At 73.5% G+C, this 18,309-nt stretch carries 20 protein-coding genes; 10 read left to right on the top strand and 10 right to left on the bottom strand.

All coding sequences use genetic code 11. From position 1 onward, the window contains the following. Nucleotides 1-193 precede the first annotated feature (193 nt). Nucleotides 194-1,699: a cryptochrome/photolyase family protein gene (locus tag ACZ6SQ_RS17630; RefSeq protein ID WP_469562571.1), complete on the bottom strand. Its 1,506-nt coding sequence runs from the start codon at nucleotides 1,697-1,699 to the stop codon at nucleotides 194-196. Between the two features lie 167 nt (nucleotides 1,700-1,866). Beyond that, a complete protein-coding gene (locus ACZ6SQ_RS17625) occupies nucleotides 1,867-2,352 on the bottom strand; it encodes a DUF427 domain-containing protein (protein WP_469562569.1) in 486 nt (161 codons plus the stop codon). Between the two features lie 160 nt (nucleotides 2,353-2,512). Here ACZ6SQ_RS17625 and ACZ6SQ_RS17620 point away from each other — a divergent pair, with 160 nt between their 5' ends. After that, complete coding sequence (locus ACZ6SQ_RS17620; RefSeq protein ID WP_469562566.1) at nucleotides 2,513-3,121, top strand: hypothetical protein; 609 nt, start codon at nucleotides 2,513-2,515, stop codon at nucleotides 3,119-3,121. A 116-nt stretch (nucleotides 3,122-3,237) separates the two neighbouring features. Here ACZ6SQ_RS17620 and secD read toward each other — a convergent pair whose 3' ends face one another. The 4 genes from secD to ACZ6SQ_RS17600 all read right to left on the bottom strand — a co-directional run bounded on the left by secD (nucleotide 3,238) and on the right by ACZ6SQ_RS17600 (nucleotide 7,883). Next, nucleotides 3,238-5,535: a protein translocase subunit SecD gene (gene secD / locus ACZ6SQ_RS17615; protein WP_469562564.1), complete on the bottom strand. Its 2,298-nt coding sequence runs from the start codon at nucleotides 5,533-5,535 to the stop codon at nucleotides 3,238-3,240. 74 nt (nucleotides 5,536-5,609) lie between these two features. Next, nucleotides 5,610-6,098 carry a hypothetical protein gene (locus ACZ6SQ_RS17610; protein ID WP_469562562.1) on the bottom strand — a complete coding sequence of 163 codons (489 nt, stop codon included), beginning with the start codon at nucleotides 6,096-6,098 and terminating at the stop codon, nucleotides 5,610-5,612. A gap of 80 nt (nucleotides 6,099-6,178) precedes the next feature. Then, on the bottom strand, nucleotides 6,179-6,862 hold the full coding sequence (locus ACZ6SQ_RS17605) for a response regulator (RefSeq protein WP_469562559.1): 684 nt from the start codon (nucleotides 6,860-6,862) through the stop codon (nucleotides 6,179-6,181). A gap of 4 nt (nucleotides 6,863-6,866) precedes the next feature. Next, nucleotides 6,867-7,883 (bottom strand): HAMP domain-containing sensor histidine kinase, encoded by a 1,017-nt coding sequence (locus ACZ6SQ_RS17600; RefSeq protein ID WP_469562556.1) that lies wholly within the window; start codon nucleotides 7,881-7,883, stop codon nucleotides 6,867-6,869. A 421-nt stretch (nucleotides 7,884-8,304) separates the two neighbouring features. Here ACZ6SQ_RS17600 and ACZ6SQ_RS17595 point away from each other — a divergent pair, with 421 nt between their 5' ends. The 4 genes from ACZ6SQ_RS17595 (at nucleotide 8,305) to ACZ6SQ_RS17580 (ending at nucleotide 10,261) form a co-directional block, all read left to right on the top strand. Next, nucleotides 8,305-8,616, top strand: a complete 312-nt coding sequence (locus ACZ6SQ_RS17595; RefSeq protein WP_469562552.1) for a TraR/DksA C4-type zinc finger protein — start codon at nucleotides 8,305-8,307, stop codon at nucleotides 8,614-8,616. 47 nt (nucleotides 8,617-8,663) lie between these two features. Further along, complete coding sequence (locus ACZ6SQ_RS17590; protein WP_469562549.1) at nucleotides 8,664-9,035, top strand: TraR/DksA family transcriptional regulator; 372 nt, start codon at nucleotides 8,664-8,666, stop codon at nucleotides 9,033-9,035. Beyond that, a complete protein-coding gene (locus ACZ6SQ_RS17585) occupies nucleotides 9,032-9,832 on the top strand; it encodes a rod shape-determining protein (RefSeq protein ID WP_469562547.1) in 801 nt (266 codons plus the stop codon). Before ACZ6SQ_RS17590 ends, ACZ6SQ_RS17585 begins: the two co-directional genes overlap by 4 nt. Nucleotides 9,833-10,057: 225 nt before the next feature. Then, entirely contained in the window at nucleotides 10,058-10,261 is a 204-nt protein-coding gene (locus tag ACZ6SQ_RS17580) for a cold-shock protein (RefSeq protein WP_190192812.1), read from the top strand. 66 nt (nucleotides 10,262-10,327) lie between these two features. Here ACZ6SQ_RS17580 and ACZ6SQ_RS17575 read toward each other — a convergent pair whose 3' ends face one another. Further along, nucleotides 10,328-10,780 (bottom strand): GNAT family N-acetyltransferase, encoded by a 453-nt coding sequence (locus ACZ6SQ_RS17575; protein WP_469562544.1) that lies wholly within the window; start codon nucleotides 10,778-10,780, stop codon nucleotides 10,328-10,330. A gap of 298 nt (nucleotides 10,781-11,078) precedes the next feature. On the opposite strand from ACZ6SQ_RS17575, the gene ACZ6SQ_RS17570 reads away from it, so the two are divergent. The 5 genes from ACZ6SQ_RS17570 (at nucleotide 11,079) to ACZ6SQ_RS17550 (ending at nucleotide 15,056) form a co-directional block, all read left to right on the top strand. Beyond that, complete coding sequence (locus tag ACZ6SQ_RS17570) at nucleotides 11,079-11,201, top strand: hypothetical protein (protein WP_469562542.1); 123 nt, start codon at nucleotides 11,079-11,081, stop codon at nucleotides 11,199-11,201. A 110-nt stretch (nucleotides 11,202-11,311) separates the two neighbouring features. After that, on the top strand, nucleotides 11,312-11,467 hold the full coding sequence (locus tag ACZ6SQ_RS17565) for a hypothetical protein (RefSeq protein ID WP_469562539.1): 156 nt from the start codon (nucleotides 11,312-11,314) through the stop codon (nucleotides 11,465-11,467). A 553-nt stretch (nucleotides 11,468-12,020) separates the two neighbouring features. Next, nucleotides 12,021-13,247 carry a cation:proton antiporter gene (locus tag ACZ6SQ_RS17560; protein WP_469562537.1) on the top strand — a complete coding sequence of 409 codons (1,227 nt, stop codon included), beginning with the start codon at nucleotides 12,021-12,023 and terminating at the stop codon, nucleotides 13,245-13,247. A 103-nt stretch (nucleotides 13,248-13,350) separates the two neighbouring features. After that, nucleotides 13,351-14,406 (top strand): PucR family transcriptional regulator, encoded by a 1,056-nt coding sequence (locus ACZ6SQ_RS17555; protein WP_469562534.1) that lies wholly within the window; start codon nucleotides 13,351-13,353, stop codon nucleotides 14,404-14,406. 209 nt (nucleotides 14,407-14,615) lie between these two features. Then, a complete protein-coding gene (locus tag ACZ6SQ_RS17550) occupies nucleotides 14,616-15,056 on the top strand; it encodes a hypothetical protein (protein ID WP_469562532.1) in 441 nt (146 codons plus the stop codon). A 50-nt stretch (nucleotides 15,057-15,106) separates the two neighbouring features. On the opposite strand, the gene menC is transcribed toward ACZ6SQ_RS17550, so the two are convergent. Genes menC through ACZ6SQ_RS17535 form a run of 3 tightly spaced genes read right to left on the bottom strand, consistent with a single transcriptional unit; the run spans nucleotide 15,107 to nucleotide 18,113 of the window. Then, nucleotides 15,107-16,216 (bottom strand): o-succinylbenzoate synthase, encoded by a 1,110-nt coding sequence (menC, locus tag ACZ6SQ_RS17545; RefSeq protein WP_469562529.1) that lies wholly within the window; start codon nucleotides 16,214-16,216, stop codon nucleotides 15,107-15,109. Beyond that, nucleotides 16,213-17,031 carry a GNAT family N-acetyltransferase gene (locus ACZ6SQ_RS17540; protein WP_469562527.1) on the bottom strand — a complete coding sequence of 273 codons (819 nt, stop codon included), beginning with the start codon at nucleotides 17,029-17,031 and terminating at the stop codon, nucleotides 16,213-16,215. Before ACZ6SQ_RS17540 ends, menC begins: the two co-directional genes overlap by 4 nt. After that, nucleotides 17,028-18,113 carry a M20 family metallopeptidase gene (locus tag ACZ6SQ_RS17535; protein ID WP_469562678.1) on the bottom strand — a complete coding sequence of 362 codons (1,086 nt, stop codon included), beginning with the start codon at nucleotides 18,111-18,113 and terminating at the stop codon, nucleotides 17,028-17,030. Before ACZ6SQ_RS17535 ends, ACZ6SQ_RS17540 begins: the two co-directional genes overlap by 4 nt. Nucleotides 18,114-18,309: the final 196 nt, after the last annotated feature.

Here is an 18,309-nt window from a genome sequence, read left to right as displayed (position 1 = left end):
CGACGGGCTGTTCCCGCTGCTCGTGGTCGGCGCCCGCCTCGTGCGGCTTGTTCATGGTCATGGACACTCCTCGGACGGTGAGAAGGGACGTCCCGCACAGGCGGAAAGCCGTATCGCGGGACGAACGGCACTGTCGATGGTTCGGGCCGAGCGGTCCGCGCGGATGCCCGTCGACGGAACTTCTCCCTGCCGGTCAGGGCGGGGAGTCGCCGCGGTCCTGCTCCTGACGCAGCAGTTCCTCGAGGTCGGTGAGCCGGTCCAGCCCCCGGACCGCCTGGGTCATCCGCGGGTTGCGTTCCAGGCGCGACCGGTGCCGGTGCAGGAACGCCCAGTACCCGGCCGTGTACGGGCACGCGTGGGTGCCGACCCGTTCGCGCGGCCGGTGGGCGCATCCGCCGCACAGGTCGCTCATCCGGTGCACATAGGAGCCGCCGGAGGTGTACGGCTTGGTCGTCATCCGCCCGCCGTCGGCGTACTGGGACATGCCGATCACATTGGGCACCATCACCCAGTCGTAGCCGTCCACGAAGCAGCGGTGGAACCAGTCCGTCACCTGCGCGGGGTCCCAGCCGCGCTGGAGCGCGTGACCGCCCAGCAGCATCAGGCGCGGGATGTGATGGGTCCAGCCGGTGTCGCGGACCTGGGCCAGCGTCGTGGCCAGACACCGGGCCTCGACCGCGTCGGCGTCCAGTTCCAGGAACCAGTCGGGCAGCGGCCGGTGATGGCCGAGGGCGTTGCGACGGCGGTACTCCTCGCCGAAGTACCAGTACAGCTGCCACACGTACTCACGCCACCCGGCGACCTGCCGGACGAACCCCTCCACGCTGTTGACCGGAGCCCGGCCGTCGCGCCAGGCCTCCTCGGCGCGTTCCACGCACTCCGCCGGGTGCAGCAGGCCGAGGTTGAGCGAGGAGGAGAGCAGGCTGTGGCTCATCACCGGGTCCTCGGCCAGCACGGCGTCCTCGTGGGGGCCGAAACCGGCGAGCCGGTGGTCCACGAACCGGCGCAGCGCCGCCAGCGCCTCCCTCCGGGTGGCCGGGAACCGGCGCGGTCCGTCCCGGCCGACGAAGGCGACCGAGCCGTCGCGCTCCCAGCGGTCCAGGTCGTGACGCACCTCGTCGTCGATGTCGTCCTCACGCGGCCGGTAGGGCGGCGGGGCGTCCAGGGTGCGCGCCCCTCTCGGCGGGGGTTCGCGGTTGTCGTGGTCGTGGTTCCAGCGGCCGCCCGCCGGCTCGTCGCCGTCCATCAGCAGGTCGTGCGAGCGCCGCACCCAGCGGTAGAAGTCCTCCTGACGCAGTCGCTCCCCGGGCCGGCCGTCGGCCCAGGCGCGGAAGTCGCCGTGCTCGACGAGGAAGCCGCGTGCGGGCAGCGTCGTGACGTTCTCCAGCGACCGCACCAGCCGTAGGGCCGCGTACGAGGTCGGGTGGTGCACGGTCAGCGGGCCGTCGCCGACCGCTTCGCGCAGCCCTTCCCGGTAGGTGTCCGCGCGGACGAGGCGGACCCGGTCGCCGAGTTCCGCGGCGCGGTGCCGCATGGCCGACAGGACGAGGTGGGCCTTCGCCCGGTGGAATCTCCGGCGGCGGAACACCGAGCGGGCCTCGATCATGAGGACCGGCGCGTCGCGGCCGGGGCCGTCGGGACCGGGGGTCAGGAAGTGCGGACCCAACTGGTCGCCGAAGAGCCAGTGCGGAGCAGTCATACGAGACCTTCGCGATCGTGCGGCCCGGTGCCGCGCCGTATTGAGGGGCAAGTAGGGCTCGCGCGGTTACGGGACGCCGTGGAACCCGGGGCGGACCGGCCGGGATGCCGTGGAGCTCGAGGCGGACCGGCCGGGATGCCGTGGGAGGTGACATCGCCGCGCCTCCGCTACCAGCCGAGGGTCCCCGGCGCGCCCTTGAACGGTCCCCGTATCTCGTGGGTGATCCAGCCGCCGTAGAAGTCGCCCTCCTGCGGGGTGACCGTCTCGTCGGCCACCGTGCAGCGGTCGACCCGGCCCGCGTAGAAGGCGAGGTGTCCCTTCAGCACGCCGTAGGGCTCGGCGGGACTGGGGTAGCTCCACGCGGCTCGTCCGCGCAGCTCCTCGCCGACCACGAGGTCCCAGAAGCGGGCCTCGCCCTTCCATTCGCACCAGCTGCGGCCGTCCGCGACACGGAGAAACTCGAACCGGACGTCCTCCGGCGGAAGGTAGAACACCGGGGGATGGCTGGTTTCCAGCACGCGAAGCGCGTGCGTGGTCTCCGCGACGATCTGTCCGCCGCACTCCACGCGCACCGGACGCCGGTCCGCCTCCACCGCCGGAGGGCGCGGGTAGTCCCATACGGACTCGCCCTCCGACGAACCCTGCGTGCCCATCTTGCCTCCTCGTTCCAGTGACGCCCGTGGCTGTGTGTCTCTGATGGACTTCGGTGGTTCGGCCGCGTACGGATGAGGTGATCCGAACGCCGCGGGACAGCCGCCCTCGCCGCCCCGGGAGGGTTGTGTCGCGCCCTGCGGGCGTCGCTGAGGTGTGCGCATGCGTTCGACCGCCCTGGACTGGGATCTTGAACGGTTCGGTCCCAGGGCCCGCCGATGCCTGGTGTGCTCGGGCGTGGCGCTCTTCGTGCTGGTCCTGGTAGTGGTGGCACCCGCGCTGCGGCGCTGGATGGACAGCGCACCGCTGCTGGGGGCGGCGTCGTCGGCACGGCCGTCGGAAGGCGACACCGCCTGGAGCCGCCTGTACACGGCCGCCTATCTCCTCTCCCTCGCCCCGGCACTGGCTGCCGTCGGCGGCTACCTGGCCTGGACGACCCTGCGCAGGCCAGGTAACCGCGTCCCCACGCCCCTGCTCGTCGCCGTCCGCGCCCTGGCCGTCGCCCAGTGCGGCTTCGTCACCGCCGACTGGGGAGAGCCGGCGAGCGGTGACGCGCTGGGCGAGAGCCTGGACCGGGCCGGCATCAGCCTCTGGGGCCACGACGTCATCGAGCGCGGCTGGTACGTGGGCTACGCGGCGCTGGTTGCCGGCCTCGCGGCCGCCGTGTTCGCCTCGACCCGCTCCGCGCACCGCGACGCGTGGTTCGCCGCCCTGCTGATCCCGGCCGCGGTACTGCCGTGGCTACTCATGGCGGGCCCTCATCTGCCGTGACACCCGGCATGTGGGCCCGGACGCGGCCGCAGGCGGTCGTGCACGGGCAGCTCGGCCTGCGCACCAGCCCGCCGCGGACGTCGTCCTGAGCGGTTCCGGTCGTCGTCGGGCCGGTGTCACCTCGCCTCGCCGGTGGTGTGGACCCCGTCCGTCGCGCCGCGGGTGCGGGGCCGTGGCGCGGGCACCGGCGCCGACTTCAGGCGGTGGAGTTCGAGGGCGACGGGCATGGCGGTCAGGACGGAGGAGTACGTGCCGACGACCACTCCGATGAGCAGGGCGAGGGCGAAGTCGGTGAGGGAGGATCCGCCGAGCACGGCCAGGGCGGTGAGGATGAACACGGCGCCCATGCCCGTGTTCACGGTGCGGGGCAGGGTCTGCAGGATCGCCTGGTTCGCGACGCCGGGCAGCGGTGCCCGAGGAGTGCGCCGGGCCAGTTCCCGGACGCGGTCGAAGAGGACGACGGAGTCGTTGACCGAGTAGCCGATGACGGTGAGCAGCGCCGCTAGGAAGACACCGTCGACGGGCTTGCCGAGCCAGGCGAAGACACCGACCAGGATGACCACGTCGTGGGCCAGGGCCGCGACCGCGGCCGTGCCGAACACCCAGCGGAAGCGCGCCGCGAGGTAGACGAGTTGGGCCCCGAGCGCCGTGGCCAGGGCGATGAGGGCGCCCCGGCGCAGCTCTGCGCCGAGACTGGGGCCGATCAGCTCGTCGCGGACCTTGTCGGCCCGCCCGCCGAGACCGCGTACGACGTCGGTGACCTCGGCCTCCTGGGCACGGGTCAGTGACTCGGTGCGCACGGTCAGGCCGGTGTCGCCGGAGGACTGGACGACGGCCCGCGGGTGCCCGGCCTCGGCGAGCGCGTCACGCGCCCGGTCGGGGTCGACGGGGGTGGCGGTGGCGTACTCGATGAGGCGGCCCCCGGTGAACTCCACGCCGAGCTCGATGCCGCGCACCGCGACACCCGAACCGGCGAGGACGAGCACGACGGCGGCCGTGGCCAGCCAGCGGCGCGGGTGCCGCATCAGTTGCGGGTCGCGGCGCGTGAGCCGTTCGCGGAGCGCGCCCGCGGTCGCGATCCCGGTGAGGCCGGGACGGCGGCGCAGCCGGGGACGGCTCGCCGCGTACTCGGCGAGCACACGGCTGATCACCAGCGCGCTGAACATCGAGGCGAGCACTCCGATGCCGAGCGTGACGCCGAAGCCGCGCACGGGTCCGGAGGCCAGGAAGAACAGCAGCGCGGCGGCGATCAGCGTGGTGATGTTGGAGTCGGCGATCGCGCTCAGGGCGTTGCGGAACCCGGCCGCCAGCGCGGAACGGGTGCTGGGTGCCCGGCGGGCGGCGTACTCCTCACGTGCCCGCTCGAAGACCAGCACATTGGCGTCGACGGCCATGCCGATCGCCAGGACGAAACCGGCCAGGCCCGGCAGGCTCAGCGTGGCGCCGAGCGCGGCCAGCGCGGCGTAGGAGACGAGGCCGTAGCAGACCAGGGCGATCGCGGCGAGGAAGCCCATCAGCCGGTAGACGACGATGATGAACAGCGCGGTGACCGTGGTGCCGATGGCCGCCGCCCAGGCGCTGGCGCTGATCGCCTGCGCGCCCAGGGTCGGGCCGACGGTGCGCTGCTCGACCGTCTCGACGGGCACGGGCAGCGCGCCGCCGTTGATGAGCAGGGCCAGCTCGCGGGCCTCGTCGGAGTCGAAGGAGCCGGTGATCTGGGTGGCGCCGTCGCGGATGCCGGTGTCGCAGGCGACGGCCGGGTCGACCTGCGGGGAGGAGACGACCTTTCCGTCGAGGACGATGGCGACGCGGCGGGTCGGATCGCCGGGCGGGCTGCAGGCGGCCTCGCCCGTGAGCCGGGCCCAGCCGTCGCCGCCGGCGCCCTTGAAGTCGACCGTGACATGCCAGCCGGCACCGGTCTGCTGGTCGAACCGGGCGGCCGCCTCCTCGACGTGCTCGCCGGTCAGGGCCGCCGCCCCGAGTCGCAGTCGCGTTCCGGACTCGTCCGGCAGCACCGTCTCGCGGGGCCGCTTCGGCAGCGGTCGCGTGGTGTCGTCACCGGCGGTGCCCAGGACCGGGTGGAAGGACAGCTGCGCGGTGCGTCCGAGGACGTCGGCTGCCTGCTTCGGGTCCTGCACGCCCGGCAGTTCGACGATGATCCGGTCGTCGCCGGAGCGGACGAGGGTGGGTTCGGCGACACCGAGCGCGTCGATCCGGCCGCGCAGGACCTCCAGCGCGCGGTCGGTGGCCTCGCGGCCGGAGTCGGTGGTGGCGGTGGGGCGGGTCTGGAGCACGATCTGCGTGCCGCCGCGCAGGTCGAGGCCGAGACGGACCGACACGGTGAACGTGATGAACAGCGATACGGCGATCGCGGCGAGGGCCAGCACGGCCCTCAGGCGGTGGGAGCGGGTCAAGAGAAGCCTCCGGCGGGCGCGCCGCGGCCACGAAGGTGGTGCGGCGGGCGGGATGAGGGGAGAGGAAGGTGGTGTCAGATGCCGGAGGCCGAGGGAGGCGCTCGCCCGCGGTCGGGGGTGGGCCGGGGCTCGCGGGGGTGGACAGGTCCCGTGCCCGCCTCGCGCGAGAGCGACCGGGGCAGCGGGACGAATCCGGTTCGCGAGCAGGCGGTGAGCTGGTCGCGCGGGGCCGGGTGGTCGCCGCGCAGGTCGCGCACGGCCGCCGCCCGGGCGGTGCGGGCGGTGGCGGATTCGTCGTCGGCGCGGGGCTGGTCGTAGCGGTCGGCGTCGGGGTGCTCCGAACCGGTTGTCGCCTGCACGTCCGCCGTGTCGGCGCGGGCTGCGACGGCGGGGGAAGCCGAGGTTGATGACGCGGCTGAGGTGGCGGAGGCGGCTGCGGTGGCCTTCGGGGCGGAGGCCGTCGAGTCGGCGCCGGTCGGCGACAGCACCAGCAGCAGAGCCGCGAGCAGCGCGAGGACGACGCTTCGGGTGAGGCGGGGGCCGCGGCGAGCCGGGCTGTGCATGTGCCGTCCCCCCTTCCCCCGGTGGTGTGTGTTTCGTGGTGCGCGCTTCTGCGCGGACGTTCCTCGGTGACGCCCGACGGTCAGGGCTCGATCAGCCCGGCGCGGATGGCGTAGCGGGTGAGTTCGAGCCGGTCGCGCAGGCCCAGCTTGTGCAGCAGGTTGGCGCGGTGCCGCTGGACGGTCTTGATGCTGATGAACAGCAGATCGGCGATCTCCTTGGAGGAGTGGCCCTCGGCGACCAGCTTGAGGACCTCCTCCTCGCGCGGGGTGAGGACCTGGTCCGGGGTCTCCTCGCCGTGGCGGACGCGGTCGAGGTAGTTGCGGATCAGCGCGGTGACCGCACCGGGGTACAGGAAGGGCTCGTTGCGCATCGCGGCCCGGCACGCGGCGACGAGATCCTGGTCGGCGACGGACTTCAGCACATAACCGCTGGCCCCGGCCTTGAGAGCCTGGAAGAAGTACTGCTCGTTGTCGTGCATCGTGAGCATCAGGACCCTCAGGCCCGGTTTGAGGGCGGCCAGTTCCCGGGCGGCCTGGAGTCCGGTCAGCCGGGGCATGGCGATGTCGAGCACGGCCAGGTCCAGGTCGTGGCTACGGGCCAGTTCGACGGCCTCGGCGCCGTCCCCGGCCTCGGCGACCACTTCGAGGTCCGGCTCCTGGTCGAGGATGAGCCGCACACCGCGGCGGACGAGGGCGTGGTCGTCGGCGAGCAGGATCCGGATCGTCCGCGTGTCCGTGCCGGGGCTCGGGGTGGTGTCGGGCATGTCGTCAGAGCTGCTTTCGGGATACGGGCGCGGTGAGCGTGACCTGGGTGCCGGTGCCGGTGCCGGTGCCGGTGCCGGTCGTACCGGTCGTTGCGGTCGTCCCGGTGGCCGTGCCGGCCCGGGGCGCCGGGGCGACCTCCAGGCTGCCGCCGATGAACAGGGCCCGCTCGCGCATGCCCCGGATTCCGGCGCCTTCACGCGGCGTGGTGATGCCGTGGCCGTCGTCGGTGACGGTCAGCACCACTGTGTCACGGGCGAGCCGCAGGGCCACGGTGACCCGTTCGGCCTCCGCGTGGCGGGCGGCGTTGGTCAGTGACTCCTGGGCGACGCGGTAGAGGACCAGCTCCGTCTCCGGATCCAGGGCGGGCAGTTCGGTGTCGAAGCGGCGGCCGACCTGAAGCCCCGTATGCGTGGCGAAGTCCTCGGTGAGCGAGGTCAGGGCGCTGACCAGCCCGAGGTCGTCCAGCACCCCGGGCCGCAGCCGGCGCACCAGACGGCGCACCTCGTCCAGGCTGTCCCGGGTGATCTCCTGGATCTCCTGGAGCTCCTTCGACAGCGGCTCGGGCGCCCTGTCCGAAGCCCGTTTCAGCCCCAGCAGGATCGCGGTCATGCTCTGGCCGACCTCGTCGTGCAGCTCCTGCGCGATACGGCGGCGTTCGGCCTCCTGGGCCAGCAGCACCCGGGCGCTGCTGGCGACCCGCTCCTGCTCGAGGCGCTCCAGCATCGCGTTGAACGTACGGATGACGTCGGCGACCTCGCCGCCGCCCTGGGCGGGCAGACGCTGGCCAGGCCGCAGCAGATCGACGGTGGCCATCAGCTTCGTCAGCCGGTCCAGCGGAGCCAGCCCGAGCCGGAGCAGCGCGCCGTTGGCGAACAGCATGACCACCAGGCCGCCGACCAGGATCACCGCCTCCGTGAGCACCACCGGCACCGAGACGGTCACCGGCGCCCAGAGCAGCAGCGCGGTGGCCGTGCCCAGTACCACGGCGTTCAGGGCGAAGATCCGCCAGAACAACGACACCGGCTCGCGCCTCCCTCTTCCCTCAGTTGCGTCGGTCCCACTCCACTGTCGGTCATCGCGCGGTCCGCATCCGCATCCGCATCCGCGGTGCCGGTCGCGCGCGAGAGCCTGCGCCAGGCTCTCCCGGCCCGCGTCCCCGCGTCGATGGGGCCCGGACCCCATTTCGCCGGGGCAACGCTGCCCATGGCCCCGGCGCCCCGGCCGCCACCGCCGCCCGCGGCACCGTCGTATGGGGCCCGCGCCCCGGCCCAAATGGGGCCCGCGCCCGATAGGTATCCGTCCCCGGTCCGGCCAGGGTGGAAGACACCACCCCTCCGACGGGCGGCCCGGACGCGCCACCGGGCCGCCCGTCTCCCGCATGCCGCACCCGCGCACCCGCCTCACGGCGGCGCGAGGCGGACCGCCGAGAAAGGACAGAACCATGTCGCTCCCCGCCACCCCGGCCGACCTCCACCTGCACGAGGCGCGTCAGCGCCTGGAACACGCCCGTGCCTCCCGGCTGGCGCAACTGCAGGCCCTGCTCGAGACCGGGCCCGGCGTCGACGGGCACCTGCTGTCCGAGCAGAAGGCCGCGACGCTGCGCGTGCTGAAGGAGATCGAGGAGGCCCTCGCCCGCGTCGAGGACGGTACGTACGGCACCTGCGCGGGCTGCGCCAAGCCCGTCCCCGCGGAACGGCTGGAGATCCTCCCCTACACCCGCCACTGCGTCGCCTGCCGGCGCGTCTCCGCCTGACCGCCGTCCGGACCGATCCCGAGCGCAGTCACGAGGAGGGAGACAGGGTGAACCAGCAGACCGTCGGCGAGGGCGCACCGCACCTGTCGGCCGAGGATCTTGCCGCACTGCGCGAGAGCCTTCACGAGCAACTGCTCTTCCGTCAGGAGCAGTTGCGTCGGCTCGCCGCGCCCGTCGGCTCGCGCGCCGAGGACGGGCCGGCCCGGCAGACCGCCGCGCGGACGGAGGTCCTCGTCAAGCTCGCAGCCTCCGCCCGTATGGTCCTCACCGACGTCGAGGCGGCGCTCCGGCGGATGGACGACGGCTCGTACGGCACCTGCCGCGTGTGCCGGGGCCCCATCGACCGGGAACGGCTGATGATCGTGCCGCAGGTCCGCCGCTGCCGCGCCTGCCAGCAGGTCGGGGAGGCCGTGCCATGACCGACGCCCGCCCCTCGTACGCCGTGCCCGCCCGGCACCGGCCCTGGCCGCTGTGCCGGCAGTGCTGCGGCATCGCGCTGGACATGGGCAGCGCCCGTACCCGCGCCTGGATCGCCGGCCGTGGTGTCGTCGTCGACGTGCCCACCGTGACCGTCCCCGGCACCGGCGCGGTCCACCCCGTGCAGCGCGGCACCATCGTCGACACGCCGGGCTGTGCCCGGATGCTGCGGCGCCTGCTCGCGGACCGGGTGCCCCGCCTCGCGCAGCCCATGATCATCATCACATCGCCGGTCCTGGACGGCCTCGCCTACCGCACCCGGGCCCGCGCCGCCCTGGACGTGCTGCGCCCGCGCACCGTCCTGACCGTGCCGAGCGCCCGGAGCATCGCCCAGGCCGCGGGCGCGGATCTGGCCCGCCCTCTGCTGGTCGTGGACCTCGGCGCCCAGGTGACGGAGGTCGTGCTGCTGAGCGACGGCGCCGTCACCGACGCCCGGCGCACCGCCCTGGGCACCGGCGACCTGGACGACGCGACCACCCCGGGGCACCTCGCCGAAGCCGTGGCCAGGATGCTCACCGCGATGCTCGGCCAGGATCGCACCGGGCTCACCGCCGAAGCCCTGGACCGTGGCGTCCTCCTGGCCGGCGGCGGCGCCCTGCGCCCCGACATCACCGGACAGCTCTCCGCCCGGCTGCCCGCGTCCCTGCGTGTCGTGCCCGCGCCGCACACCGCGGCGGTCCGCGGCGCGGCCGGACTCCTCCAGGCCGCCCACGCCCATCCGGCCGCCTCCGGGGGCTGAACAACCACCGTCTCACCCGGGCCTCTTGGCGGGGGAGTGCACCCATTCGAGTGCATCCGCGGGAGTAACTCCGACCCCGACTTCACCTCGTTTCGCGGCCCGTATGAAAATGAGTCGGATAACTGGGCGTCGACAGGGTAGAACGGACGCCGGGGCCTTCCGGCGACGGACGGCCCTGCCCACAGACCAGCCGGGACCTCTCGGCGATATCGAAGGACAAACAGCATGGCCAGCGGCACCGTGAAGTGGTTCAACGCCGAAAAGGGCTTCGGGTTCATCGCCCAGGACGGCGGCGGCCCGGACGTCTTCGCCCACTACTCCAACATCAGCGGCAACGGCTACCGCGAGCTGGTCGAGGGCGAGCCGGTCACGTTCGACGTGACCCAGGGCCAGAAGGGCCCCCAGGCCGAGAACATCGTGCGCGGCTGACGCAGGCCCGCCCACTTTGTGAGGCCCGCCGCCGTGAGGCGGCGGGCCTCGGTGTTTCCCAGGGGGTCACGGCGCGGTCTCACCCAGGTCCGGGCGGTTCCGCGGGAGTGCGAAGCCCGTCAGGCCCTTCTCCTCGTAGGAGAGAAGACCGAGGCTCCGGTAGAACGCGTGGTTGCGCGCCCCGTCCGGCGTCGACGCGTCGTCGGTGGACAGCAGGAAGGCGCGGCAGTGCGCGTAACGCCGTGCGAGGTGCTCGAGCAGCGCCCGGCCGACGCCCTGCCGGTGATACGCGGGGTCGACCACGACGTCCTGTACGTAACAGATGTGCTCGTCGTCGGAGAGGGTCCGGGCGAGGCCGAGCAGGGTGCCTGAATCGTCCCGTGCCGTGATGACCAGGTGGGAGTTCGACAGTCCGCGGCACAGGCTGTCGATGTCGGCGGTGTAGCCCTCCCAGCCGACCGAGCCGTAGAGGCTCAGGATCTCGGCGGGGTCGAAGGCGTTCTCGGCCGCTATGAACACGCGTCTGCTCCTCTTCTGTGGTGCCGTTCCTCGTCCCGGGTCCGACAGCGCATCCGACCCGATGCGGGCCGAAGACGTCAAGATCGGCGTCGGTGCCGGTCGACCGCGAAGTTCCGCACCCACGCGTCACGGTCCGGCATGCGGAGCGCGCCAAGACTGCCTGAACACGGCAATGTGCCACGGGGTGCGGCCGGTCCAGGATGGGGGCGGCAGAAACACGGGGAGGGGCCCCGGTGTCGCGGTCCGGCAATGCGGACGCGGCGCCGGGACCCAGGGCATCGGTTACGGGGGTGAGGGCATGGCACAGGCTCACGCCGCCGCCTCACCGCACTTCGTCGCGCTCCTCACCTCGGAGGCCGTCGGCGCCGACGCCGCGCGGTGTGCTCCGTACGACCCCGGCAGTCCCAGCACTCGCGGTTGAGCCGCCGCTCCCGCGTGTTCCCGCGGACGAGATCGCCTCGGTCGAGCGTGCCCCGCAAACCTTCACCGCCCCCGCATCGGCCGGCATCCCGTCAGCCGCAAGGAGCTGTCATGACCCCTTTCCTGACCCCGGTCGCCGTCTCCGTGCTGATCGTCGCGCTGGGCACAGCCGTGCCGGCCCGCCGAGACCGGCGCCGCACGACGGGCGACACGGCGAGCCTGCGGGTAAAGGCAGTTGATGGGCGAAAGCGCCTAATGCGCCATTAGTCGTACGGTAAACTCCGCTACCGAGTCAGGTGCTCCGATGAGCAGGAGCCGACTCATTCTGCGGCCGCCCTTTCCGGCTGTCCTGAAACGCGACGTGATGGGGGACGTGACATGCGCCGACATGCCCGCGCCCGCACCCTCCCTGCCGCCGGGGTGTCCTGCCGCCCGTCCGCCGCTGCCGTCAGGCCCGCGCGTATCGACAACACCGCGCGCGACAGCGTGCCCGATCCGGGTCACGCCGCTTCCGCCGTCTGACGCCCGGTCCGACGCGCCCCCGGCGCTGCGACCGAGTCCATCTGCCGGGCCGGCCTCTGGCCACGAGCCGCGCCCTGCCGTTCTGGTGCTCGTCGCGAGGCAGGCACCGGTGCCTGCCGCACCGCGCGTCCGCACGCCGTGACCGCCCCCTCCACGCCCGGCTCCCCTGGAGCCGGTCAGTCCCGCACGCCCAGCCGTACCGCCCGCCGCACCCGCGCAACTGCCGCAGCCGCGGCGCCCGCTCGCCGCCCAGAAGGCACAGACGCCGTCGCCGAACCGAACCGGAGGACAGACGCCCGTGCACGACACCACCGCCCTGCTCATCGAACTGGGGGCGATCATTCTCGCCCTGGGCCTGCTGGGCCGCCTCGCCGGACGGGTGGGCCTGTCGCCCGTACCCCTCTACCTGCTCGCCGGGCTCGCCTTCGGCCACGGTGGCATCCTGCCGTTGCAGGCCAGCGAGGAGTTCGTCGCCACCGGTGCCGAGATCGGCGTCATCCTGCTGCTGCTCCTGCTCGGTCTGGAGTACAGCGCCTCCGATCTCGTCACGAACCTCAAGACCCAATACCCCTCCGGCGCCGTCGACTTCGTCCTCAACGCCGCGCCCGGCGCCGCGATGGCGCTGCTGCTGGGCCTCGGGCCGGTGGCCGCCGTCGCGCTGGCCGGTGTCACCTGGATCTCCTCCTCCGGGGTGATCGCGAAGGTCCTGGGCGACCTGGGCCGGCTCGGCAACCGTGAGACACCGGTGGTCCTCGGCATCCTGGTCCTCGAGGACCTGGCCATGGCGGTCTATCTGCCGATCCTGACCGCGCTGGTCGCCGGGGTGAGCCTCGCGGGCGGTGCCGTCACCCTGCTGATCGCCCTCGGCACCGTCGGCGCCGTCCTGTACGTGGCGCTGCGGCACGGCCGGCTCGTCAGCCGCGCGGTCTCCTCCGACAACTCCGAGATGCTCCTGCTGGTCGTGCTCGGCCTGACCCTCTTCGTCGCCGGTACGGCACAGCAGTTGCAGGTCTCCGCGGCCGTCGGTGCCTTCCTCGTCGGCATCGCCCTGTCCGGCGAGGTCGCCGAGGGCGCGGGAAACCTGCTCACCCCGCTGCGGGATCTGTTCGCCGCCGTGTTCTTCGTCTTCTTCGGTCTGTCCACCGACCCCGCCGACATCCCGCCGGTACTCCTGCCGGCCCTCGCGCTGGCCGCCGTCACCGCCCTCACCAAGATCGCCACCGGCTACTGGGCCGCCAGCCGTGCCGGTATTCCGGCCAAGGGACGGTGGCGGGCCGGCGGCACCCTCGTCGCCCGCGGCGAGTTCTCCATCGTCATCGCCGGGCTGGCCGTGGGCGCCGAGCCCCGGATCGGGCCCCTGGCCACCGCGTACGTCCTGATCCTGGTCGTCATCGGCCCGCTCACCGCCCGCTGGACCGAGCCCCTCGCCCGCCGCCTCACCCGCACCCGGCAGGGGACCCCCGCCACGCCGGACGCGTCCGTGGTGGCCGAACCCGTCGAGGCGGCAGCGCATGCCCGGCGCTGAGTACGCGAGAGCGGGGCGCGGCGGTGCGGCGTCATGGCCTCGGCCCGCCCCACGGCCCCGCCCGAACGCCCGCGTGACGACACCCGAACCGAGGGGAAACGACATGACTGTCACCATCGCCGACGAGACGTTCCTCGAGGGCTTCGAGGAGATCCTCACGGACGCCGCCCGCACCGGTCGCCGGCTGACCCGCGACGAGATCGAGTCCCGTCGCGCCCTGGGGGCCAGGGCGGCCGAGGCCGGGCACGGCTGGCGCGCCCTGGTACGCGCCCACATCACGGCCGGCCGCGAACGCCGCCCTGCGGCAGCCGCTCCGGACCATGTCCTGGCCGTGATCGAGCAGGCGGTCGACGCCTTCGCCGACGGCTACGAGCGGGCGCAGCGGCTCGTCGTCCGCAGGGAGGAGGCGGCCCGGCGCGAGTTCATCGACGACCTGCTCCACGGCCGCGGCGACGCCGGTCAACTCGCCTCGCGCTGCGAGCGGTTCGGGCTGCGTCTGTCCCGCGGCCACGCCGTCGCCGTGGCGAAGGGCCCCGAGTCCTACGACGAGACCGACCCCGTTCCCCGGCAGGTGGCCGACGACCTGTTCGCGCGGTTCGAGAGCCGCCGGATCCTGTTCACCACCAAGGACGGGCGCATGGTGTGCATCGCGCCCGGCGATCAGCCCGACGTGCTCACGCACTTCGCCGAGCTCGTCCACGCGGCCACCGGCGACAGCCAGGTCGCCATCGGCCGCCCCCGCACGGGCACCGTCGGTATCGGTCACAGCTACGAGGAGGCCCTCAACGCCCTGGACGTCGCCCAGCGCATGGGCCTCGACGACCCGTTGCTGCGCGCCTGCGATCTGCTGGTCTTCCCCGTTCTGGCCCGCGACCGGCAGGCGCTGGTGGACCTGGTGCACCACACGCTGGCGCCGCTGGAGGGGGCGCGGGGAGGAGCGCGGCCGCTGCTGGACACGCTCAGCGCGTACTTCGACAGCGGCTGTGTGGCCGCGGCGGCCGCCCGGAGGCTGTCGCTCAGCGTGCGCGCCCTGACCTACCGGCTGGAGCGCGTCCATGCGCTGACGGGCAGCGACCCCACCGACGCGGCGCACCGCTACGCCTTGCAGACCGCGGTACTCGGAGCCCGGCTGCTCGACTGGCCGAACAGGCCGCTGTGAACGGGACGTTGTGACGGTCCGCACCCTGTCCGACTGTCTCGATTCGACCGTTCCTCGAAGCCCGCAGGTGTGTCACCCTACCGAGCACCGCAACCGGCCCACGCGGCCCGGGCGGAAGCACGGTGGGACAATCCGTCCTCCAGGGTCCGCACGCGGCAGCAGGCGGAGCCTGCCGTCGGCGCCGCGCAGGACCGGAAGGAATCGTTAACATGATCGAGTGGGTGTCCCTCAGTACCGGGGCCCGCCCCGTTCCCCGGCCCGTGGCCACGCCGCTGGTGTGGGCGACGGCCTTCGGCGGCGCACTGGTCCTGGTCGCCCTGCTCAACACCACCGTGGGCACGGACCGTCCCGCGCTCGCCCTGGCCGCGCTGTCCCTGCTCGCCGCCGTGCTCGGTTTCTGCGCCAGCTTCACCGCGGCCCCGGGAACGGCCGTGCTGTGCTGGCTGCTCCTCAACGGCTTCGCGATCCCGCCCGCGGGCACCCTCAGCTGGATCGGGCACCGCGACACCTTCTGGCTCGCCTGCCTGCTCACCGCCACCCTCGTCGGCACGGCCCTGGCCCGCCTCGCCCACGCCCGGGCCGCCTATCGCACCGTCACCTCGGCCATCGCGTCCGAGCCGAACGACGAACCGTACGCCGGCCGGTTCTGACGGATCAGGCCGGGCACGGGCGACCGAGCGCCCGTGCCCGGCGTTCGCCGCTACAGCGGCAGCCACTCGCGGGAGGTGGTCACCTCGTCCAGGACGTCGGGCAGCGGCTCGACGCCGAGTCCCGGGCCGGTGGGGACCTCCAGATGACCGTCCGCCAGCACGAACGGCTCCGTGATGTCGGTCGCGAAGTACCGGTGGGAGCCGGAGGTGTCGCCGGGCAGAGTGAACCCGGGCAGGGCCGCGAGGGCCAGGTTCGCGGCACGGCCGATGCCGGTCTCCAGCATGCCGCCGCACCAGACCGGGACACCGTGGGCGCGGGCCAGGTCGTGGATGCGGCGCGCCTCCAGATAGCCGCCCACGCGGGCCGGCTTGACGTTGATGACGGAGCAGGCGCCGAGGGAGAGCGCCGCGGCGGCGTGAGCGGCGGACTCGATGGACTCGTCCAGGCAGACCGGGGTCCGCAGCAGCTTCGCCAGCCGCGCGTGCTGCACCATGTCGTCGTTGGCCAGGGGCTGTTCGATCAGCAGCAGACCGAACGCGTCCAGACGGGCAAGGTGTTGAGCGTCCACCAGCGTGTACGCGGCGTTGGCGTCGACCTGGAGCAGCAGGTCGTCGCCGAACCGCTCACGGACCGCGCGCACCGGTTCCACGTCCCAGCCCGGCTCGATCTTCAGCTTGATGCGCACATAGCCCTCGGCGACGTACCGCTCGACGGCGTCGAGGAGCTGGGGCACCGAGTCCATGATGCCGACCGACACACCGCAGGGGACCCGGTCGCGCGCCGCGCCGAGGTAGCCGCCGAACGACTCGCCCGAGGCACGGAGCTGGGCGTCGAGCACCGCCGTCTCCAGGGCCGCCTTCGCCATGTGGTGGCCGGTGAAGGGCTCCAGCGCACGGCCCACCCCGGTGGCGTCCACCCCGTCCTTCGGCAGGGCGGGGACGAGGAAGCGCCGCATCACGTCCTGGGCGCCGTCGACGTACTCGGCGCAGTACCGGGGTTCCGACATCGCCGCGCACTCCGCCCAGCCCTCGCCCTCCGTGGTGACGACGCGGACCAGCAGGACGTCGCGGCGCGTCTCCACGCCGAAGGAGGTGCGGAACGGGGCGACGAGCGGCATGGCGATACGGCGCAGCTCGACGCCGGTGATCTTCGGCTTCATGAAGTGGGCTCCTGAACGGGTCGGTACGGCGTGGTCGAAGGGCGCTCGACGACGTACCGCCGTCGGGCGTGGAAGGCGGTGACGCGGGCGCCCTCCGCGAGGAGGCCGCCCAGGACGTCGCGCAGCGCGAGACGCCAGGCGCGCGCGGCCGACGGGTCGGTGCGGCGCAGCCGCTCGATGTCGTCGGGCAGGTCGATCAGGACGGTCGCGGCGCCGGTGTGTGTGGTGACGGGCAGTCCGGCCCGGTCGAGGAGGCCGTGCTCGGCACCGGCCGGGACCGTGTCGGGCCCGGTCCGCGCGGGGTCCGGGGCGGCGGCCGGTACGGGGGCGGTGAGGTCCCAGACGGCGAGGACACGGTCGGACGGGTCACCGCCGTTGACGGCGTCGTCCATGGCTCCGTAGAAGTCGGTGAGGTACTCCTCGGGCCGGGCGCCCAGCTTGGTCAGGTTGAAGTGGGCGTTGCGGCGGATGAGGGGGTCGTAGGTCCAGGTGATCCGCGTCAGGCCGCGCGCCAGCGCCCATTGCCGCTGGTGCAGTTTGAGGGCCAGGCCGATGCCGCGGCCCGCCAGGGTGCCCGTGATGTGGGAGTGCAGCGTGGTGCCCACGGGGGCGCCGAAGAAGCCGACGGAGGCACCGACGAGCCGGCCGTCCTCGTAGGCACCGGCTACGTAGTTGCCCGCGTGGGCGAGGGCGCGCATCACCTCGGGGGAGACGGGCGGGCAGGCGGGGTCGGTGCCCCAGATGCCCGCGTAGAGGAGGGCGACGGCTTCGAGGTCCTCGACACGGTGCAGCGTGCGGATGTCGGGCGTGTTCATCGCAGCGCACCCACCAGCCCGGTGAGCAGTCGGGCGCGGTCGGGCAGGGCGGCCACCAGGACGTGTTCGTGGTCGGCGTGCGCCCCGTCGCCGACGGCGCCGAGTCCGTCCAGGGTGGGGCAGCCGACGCCGGCGGTGAAGTTGCCGTCCGAGGCTCCGCCGACGGTCGCGCCGCGCAGCGGGGCGAGGCCCAGTTCGCCGGCCGTGCGCGCGGCGAGCGCGAACAGCGCGTCGGAGGCGTCGGGGTCGAGGGGCGGCCGGTTCGGGCCGCCGTCGATCTCCAGGCGCGTGCCCGGGACCCGGGGCGCCAGCTCGCGCAGCCGGCGGTCCACCTCGTCCTGCGCGGCCGCCGTGGGCACGCGGACGTCCAGGTTCACACGGGCGAGCGCGGGGACGGTGTTGGTGGTGGTGCCCGCCGACGCCACGGTGGGCGTGATGGTCGTCCCCGGGCCGGTGTCCGCCACGACGGACGCGGCGAGCGGGTCGAGGGCGAGGATCTGATGGGCCAGCTCGACGGCGGCGTTGACGCCGTTCTCGGGTTCCAGGCCGGAGTGGGCGGCCCGGCCGCGCACGGTGATGTCGTAGATCGACACCCCCTTGCGGCCGGTCTTCAGCGCCCCGCCCGGCGCCGAGGGTTCCAGGACCAGGGTGGCCGCGCAGCGGCGGGCGAGGTCCTCGACGAGGGCGCGGGAGGTGGGAGAGCCGAGTTCCTCGTCGCCGGTGACGAGGACGCAGACGCCGTCGAGGGAGGGCAGGGCCGACAGCGCGTGGAACATCTGGACCAGGCCGGCCTTCATGTCGAAGACACCGGGTCCGCGGGCGACGCCGTCCTGCACCGACCAGGGGTGGGAGGCCAGGGAACCGGTCGGCCAGACCGTGTCGTGGTGGCCGAGGAGCAGGACGCGGGGCGTGCCGAAGGTCCACCGGAGGTGGGTGACGCCCTCGACGTCGAGGATCTGCGGGCGGGCGCCGCCGAGCAGCCTGCCGCCCTGGTCGGCGACGACCCGGGCGCTGCGGGCCAGGGCCGCGTGGTCGGCGGAGTAGGACTCGCAGGTGACCAGTTCTTCGAGGTCGGCGAGCATCGCGTCGAGCCGCGGGCCGTCGCCCCGGGGCACGGGCGAGGGTGCGTGAGGTTGCACGGGTGGTCCTCCTGGGTGGGATGGCTGCCACGTTAGGAAGACCGGAGGGCGCGGGGTTGGTGCCGCGCGCCGAAGCCGGGCGGCCGGGTTCGTCGGCCGGGACGAACGCGCCTGCCCGCGCCCTCCCGCCGTCGCGGGG

The sequence above is a fragment of the Streptomyces sp. NPDC048600 genome (genome assembly GCF_055587025.1).
Note: the sequence above shows the minus strand (reverse complement) of the source record. Positions and strands in the feature narration are given on the sequence as shown.

What these genes read in the sequence shown, in the direction of transcription:
- ACZ6SQ_RS17630 (WP_469562571.1), bottom strand. Translation starts at nt 1,699, where the DNA reads ATGACTGCTCCGCACTGGCTCTTCGGCGACCAGTTGGGTCCGCACTTC.
- ACZ6SQ_RS17625 (WP_469562569.1), bottom strand. Translation starts at nt 2,352, where the DNA reads ATGGGCACGCAGGGTTCGTCGGAGGGCGAGTCCGTATGGGACTACCCG.
- ACZ6SQ_RS17620 (WP_469562566.1), top strand. Translation starts at nt 2,513, where the DNA reads ATGCGTTCGACCGCCCTGGACTGGGATCTTGAACGGTTCGGTCCCAGG.
- ACZ6SQ_RS17610 (WP_469562562.1), bottom strand. Translation starts at nt 6,098, where the DNA reads ATGCACAGCCCGGCTCGCCGCGGCCCCCGCCTCACCCGAAGCGTCGTC.
- ACZ6SQ_RS17605 (WP_469562559.1), bottom strand. Translation starts at nt 6,862, where the DNA reads ATGCCCGACACCACCCCGAGCCCCGGCACGGACACGCGGACGATCCGG.
- ACZ6SQ_RS17595 (WP_469562552.1), top strand. Translation starts at nt 8,305, where the DNA reads ATGTCGCTCCCCGCCACCCCGGCCGACCTCCACCTGCACGAGGCGCGT.
- ACZ6SQ_RS17585 (WP_469562547.1), top strand. Translation starts at nt 9,032, where the DNA reads ATGACCGACGCCCGCCCCTCGTACGCCGTGCCCGCCCGGCACCGGCCC.
- ACZ6SQ_RS17580 (WP_190192812.1), top strand. Translation starts at nt 10,058, where the DNA reads ATGGCCAGCGGCACCGTGAAGTGGTTCAACGCCGAAAAGGGCTTCGGG.
- ACZ6SQ_RS17570 (WP_469562542.1), top strand. Translation starts at nt 11,079, where the DNA reads ATGGCACAGGCTCACGCCGCCGCCTCACCGCACTTCGTCGCGCTCCTC.
- ACZ6SQ_RS17565 (WP_469562539.1), top strand. Translation starts at nt 11,312, where the DNA reads ATGACCCCTTTCCTGACCCCGGTCGCCGTCTCCGTGCTGATCGTCGCG.
- ACZ6SQ_RS17555 (WP_469562534.1), top strand. Translation starts at nt 13,351, where the DNA reads ATGACTGTCACCATCGCCGACGAGACGTTCCTCGAGGGCTTCGAGGAG.
- ACZ6SQ_RS17550 (WP_469562532.1), top strand. Translation starts at nt 14,616, where the DNA reads ATGATCGAGTGGGTGTCCCTCAGTACCGGGGCCCGCCCCGTTCCCCGG.
- menC (WP_469562529.1), bottom strand. Translation starts at nt 16,216, where the DNA reads ATGAAGCCGAAGATCACCGGCGTCGAGCTGCGCCGTATCGCCATGCCG.
- ACZ6SQ_RS17540 (WP_469562527.1), bottom strand. Translation starts at nt 17,031, where the DNA reads ATGAACACGCCCGACATCCGCACGCTGCACCGTGTCGAGGACCTCGAA.
- ACZ6SQ_RS17535 (WP_469562678.1), bottom strand. Translation starts at nt 18,113, where the DNA reads ATGCTCGCCGACCTCGAAGAACTGGTCACCTGCGAGTCCTACTCCGCC.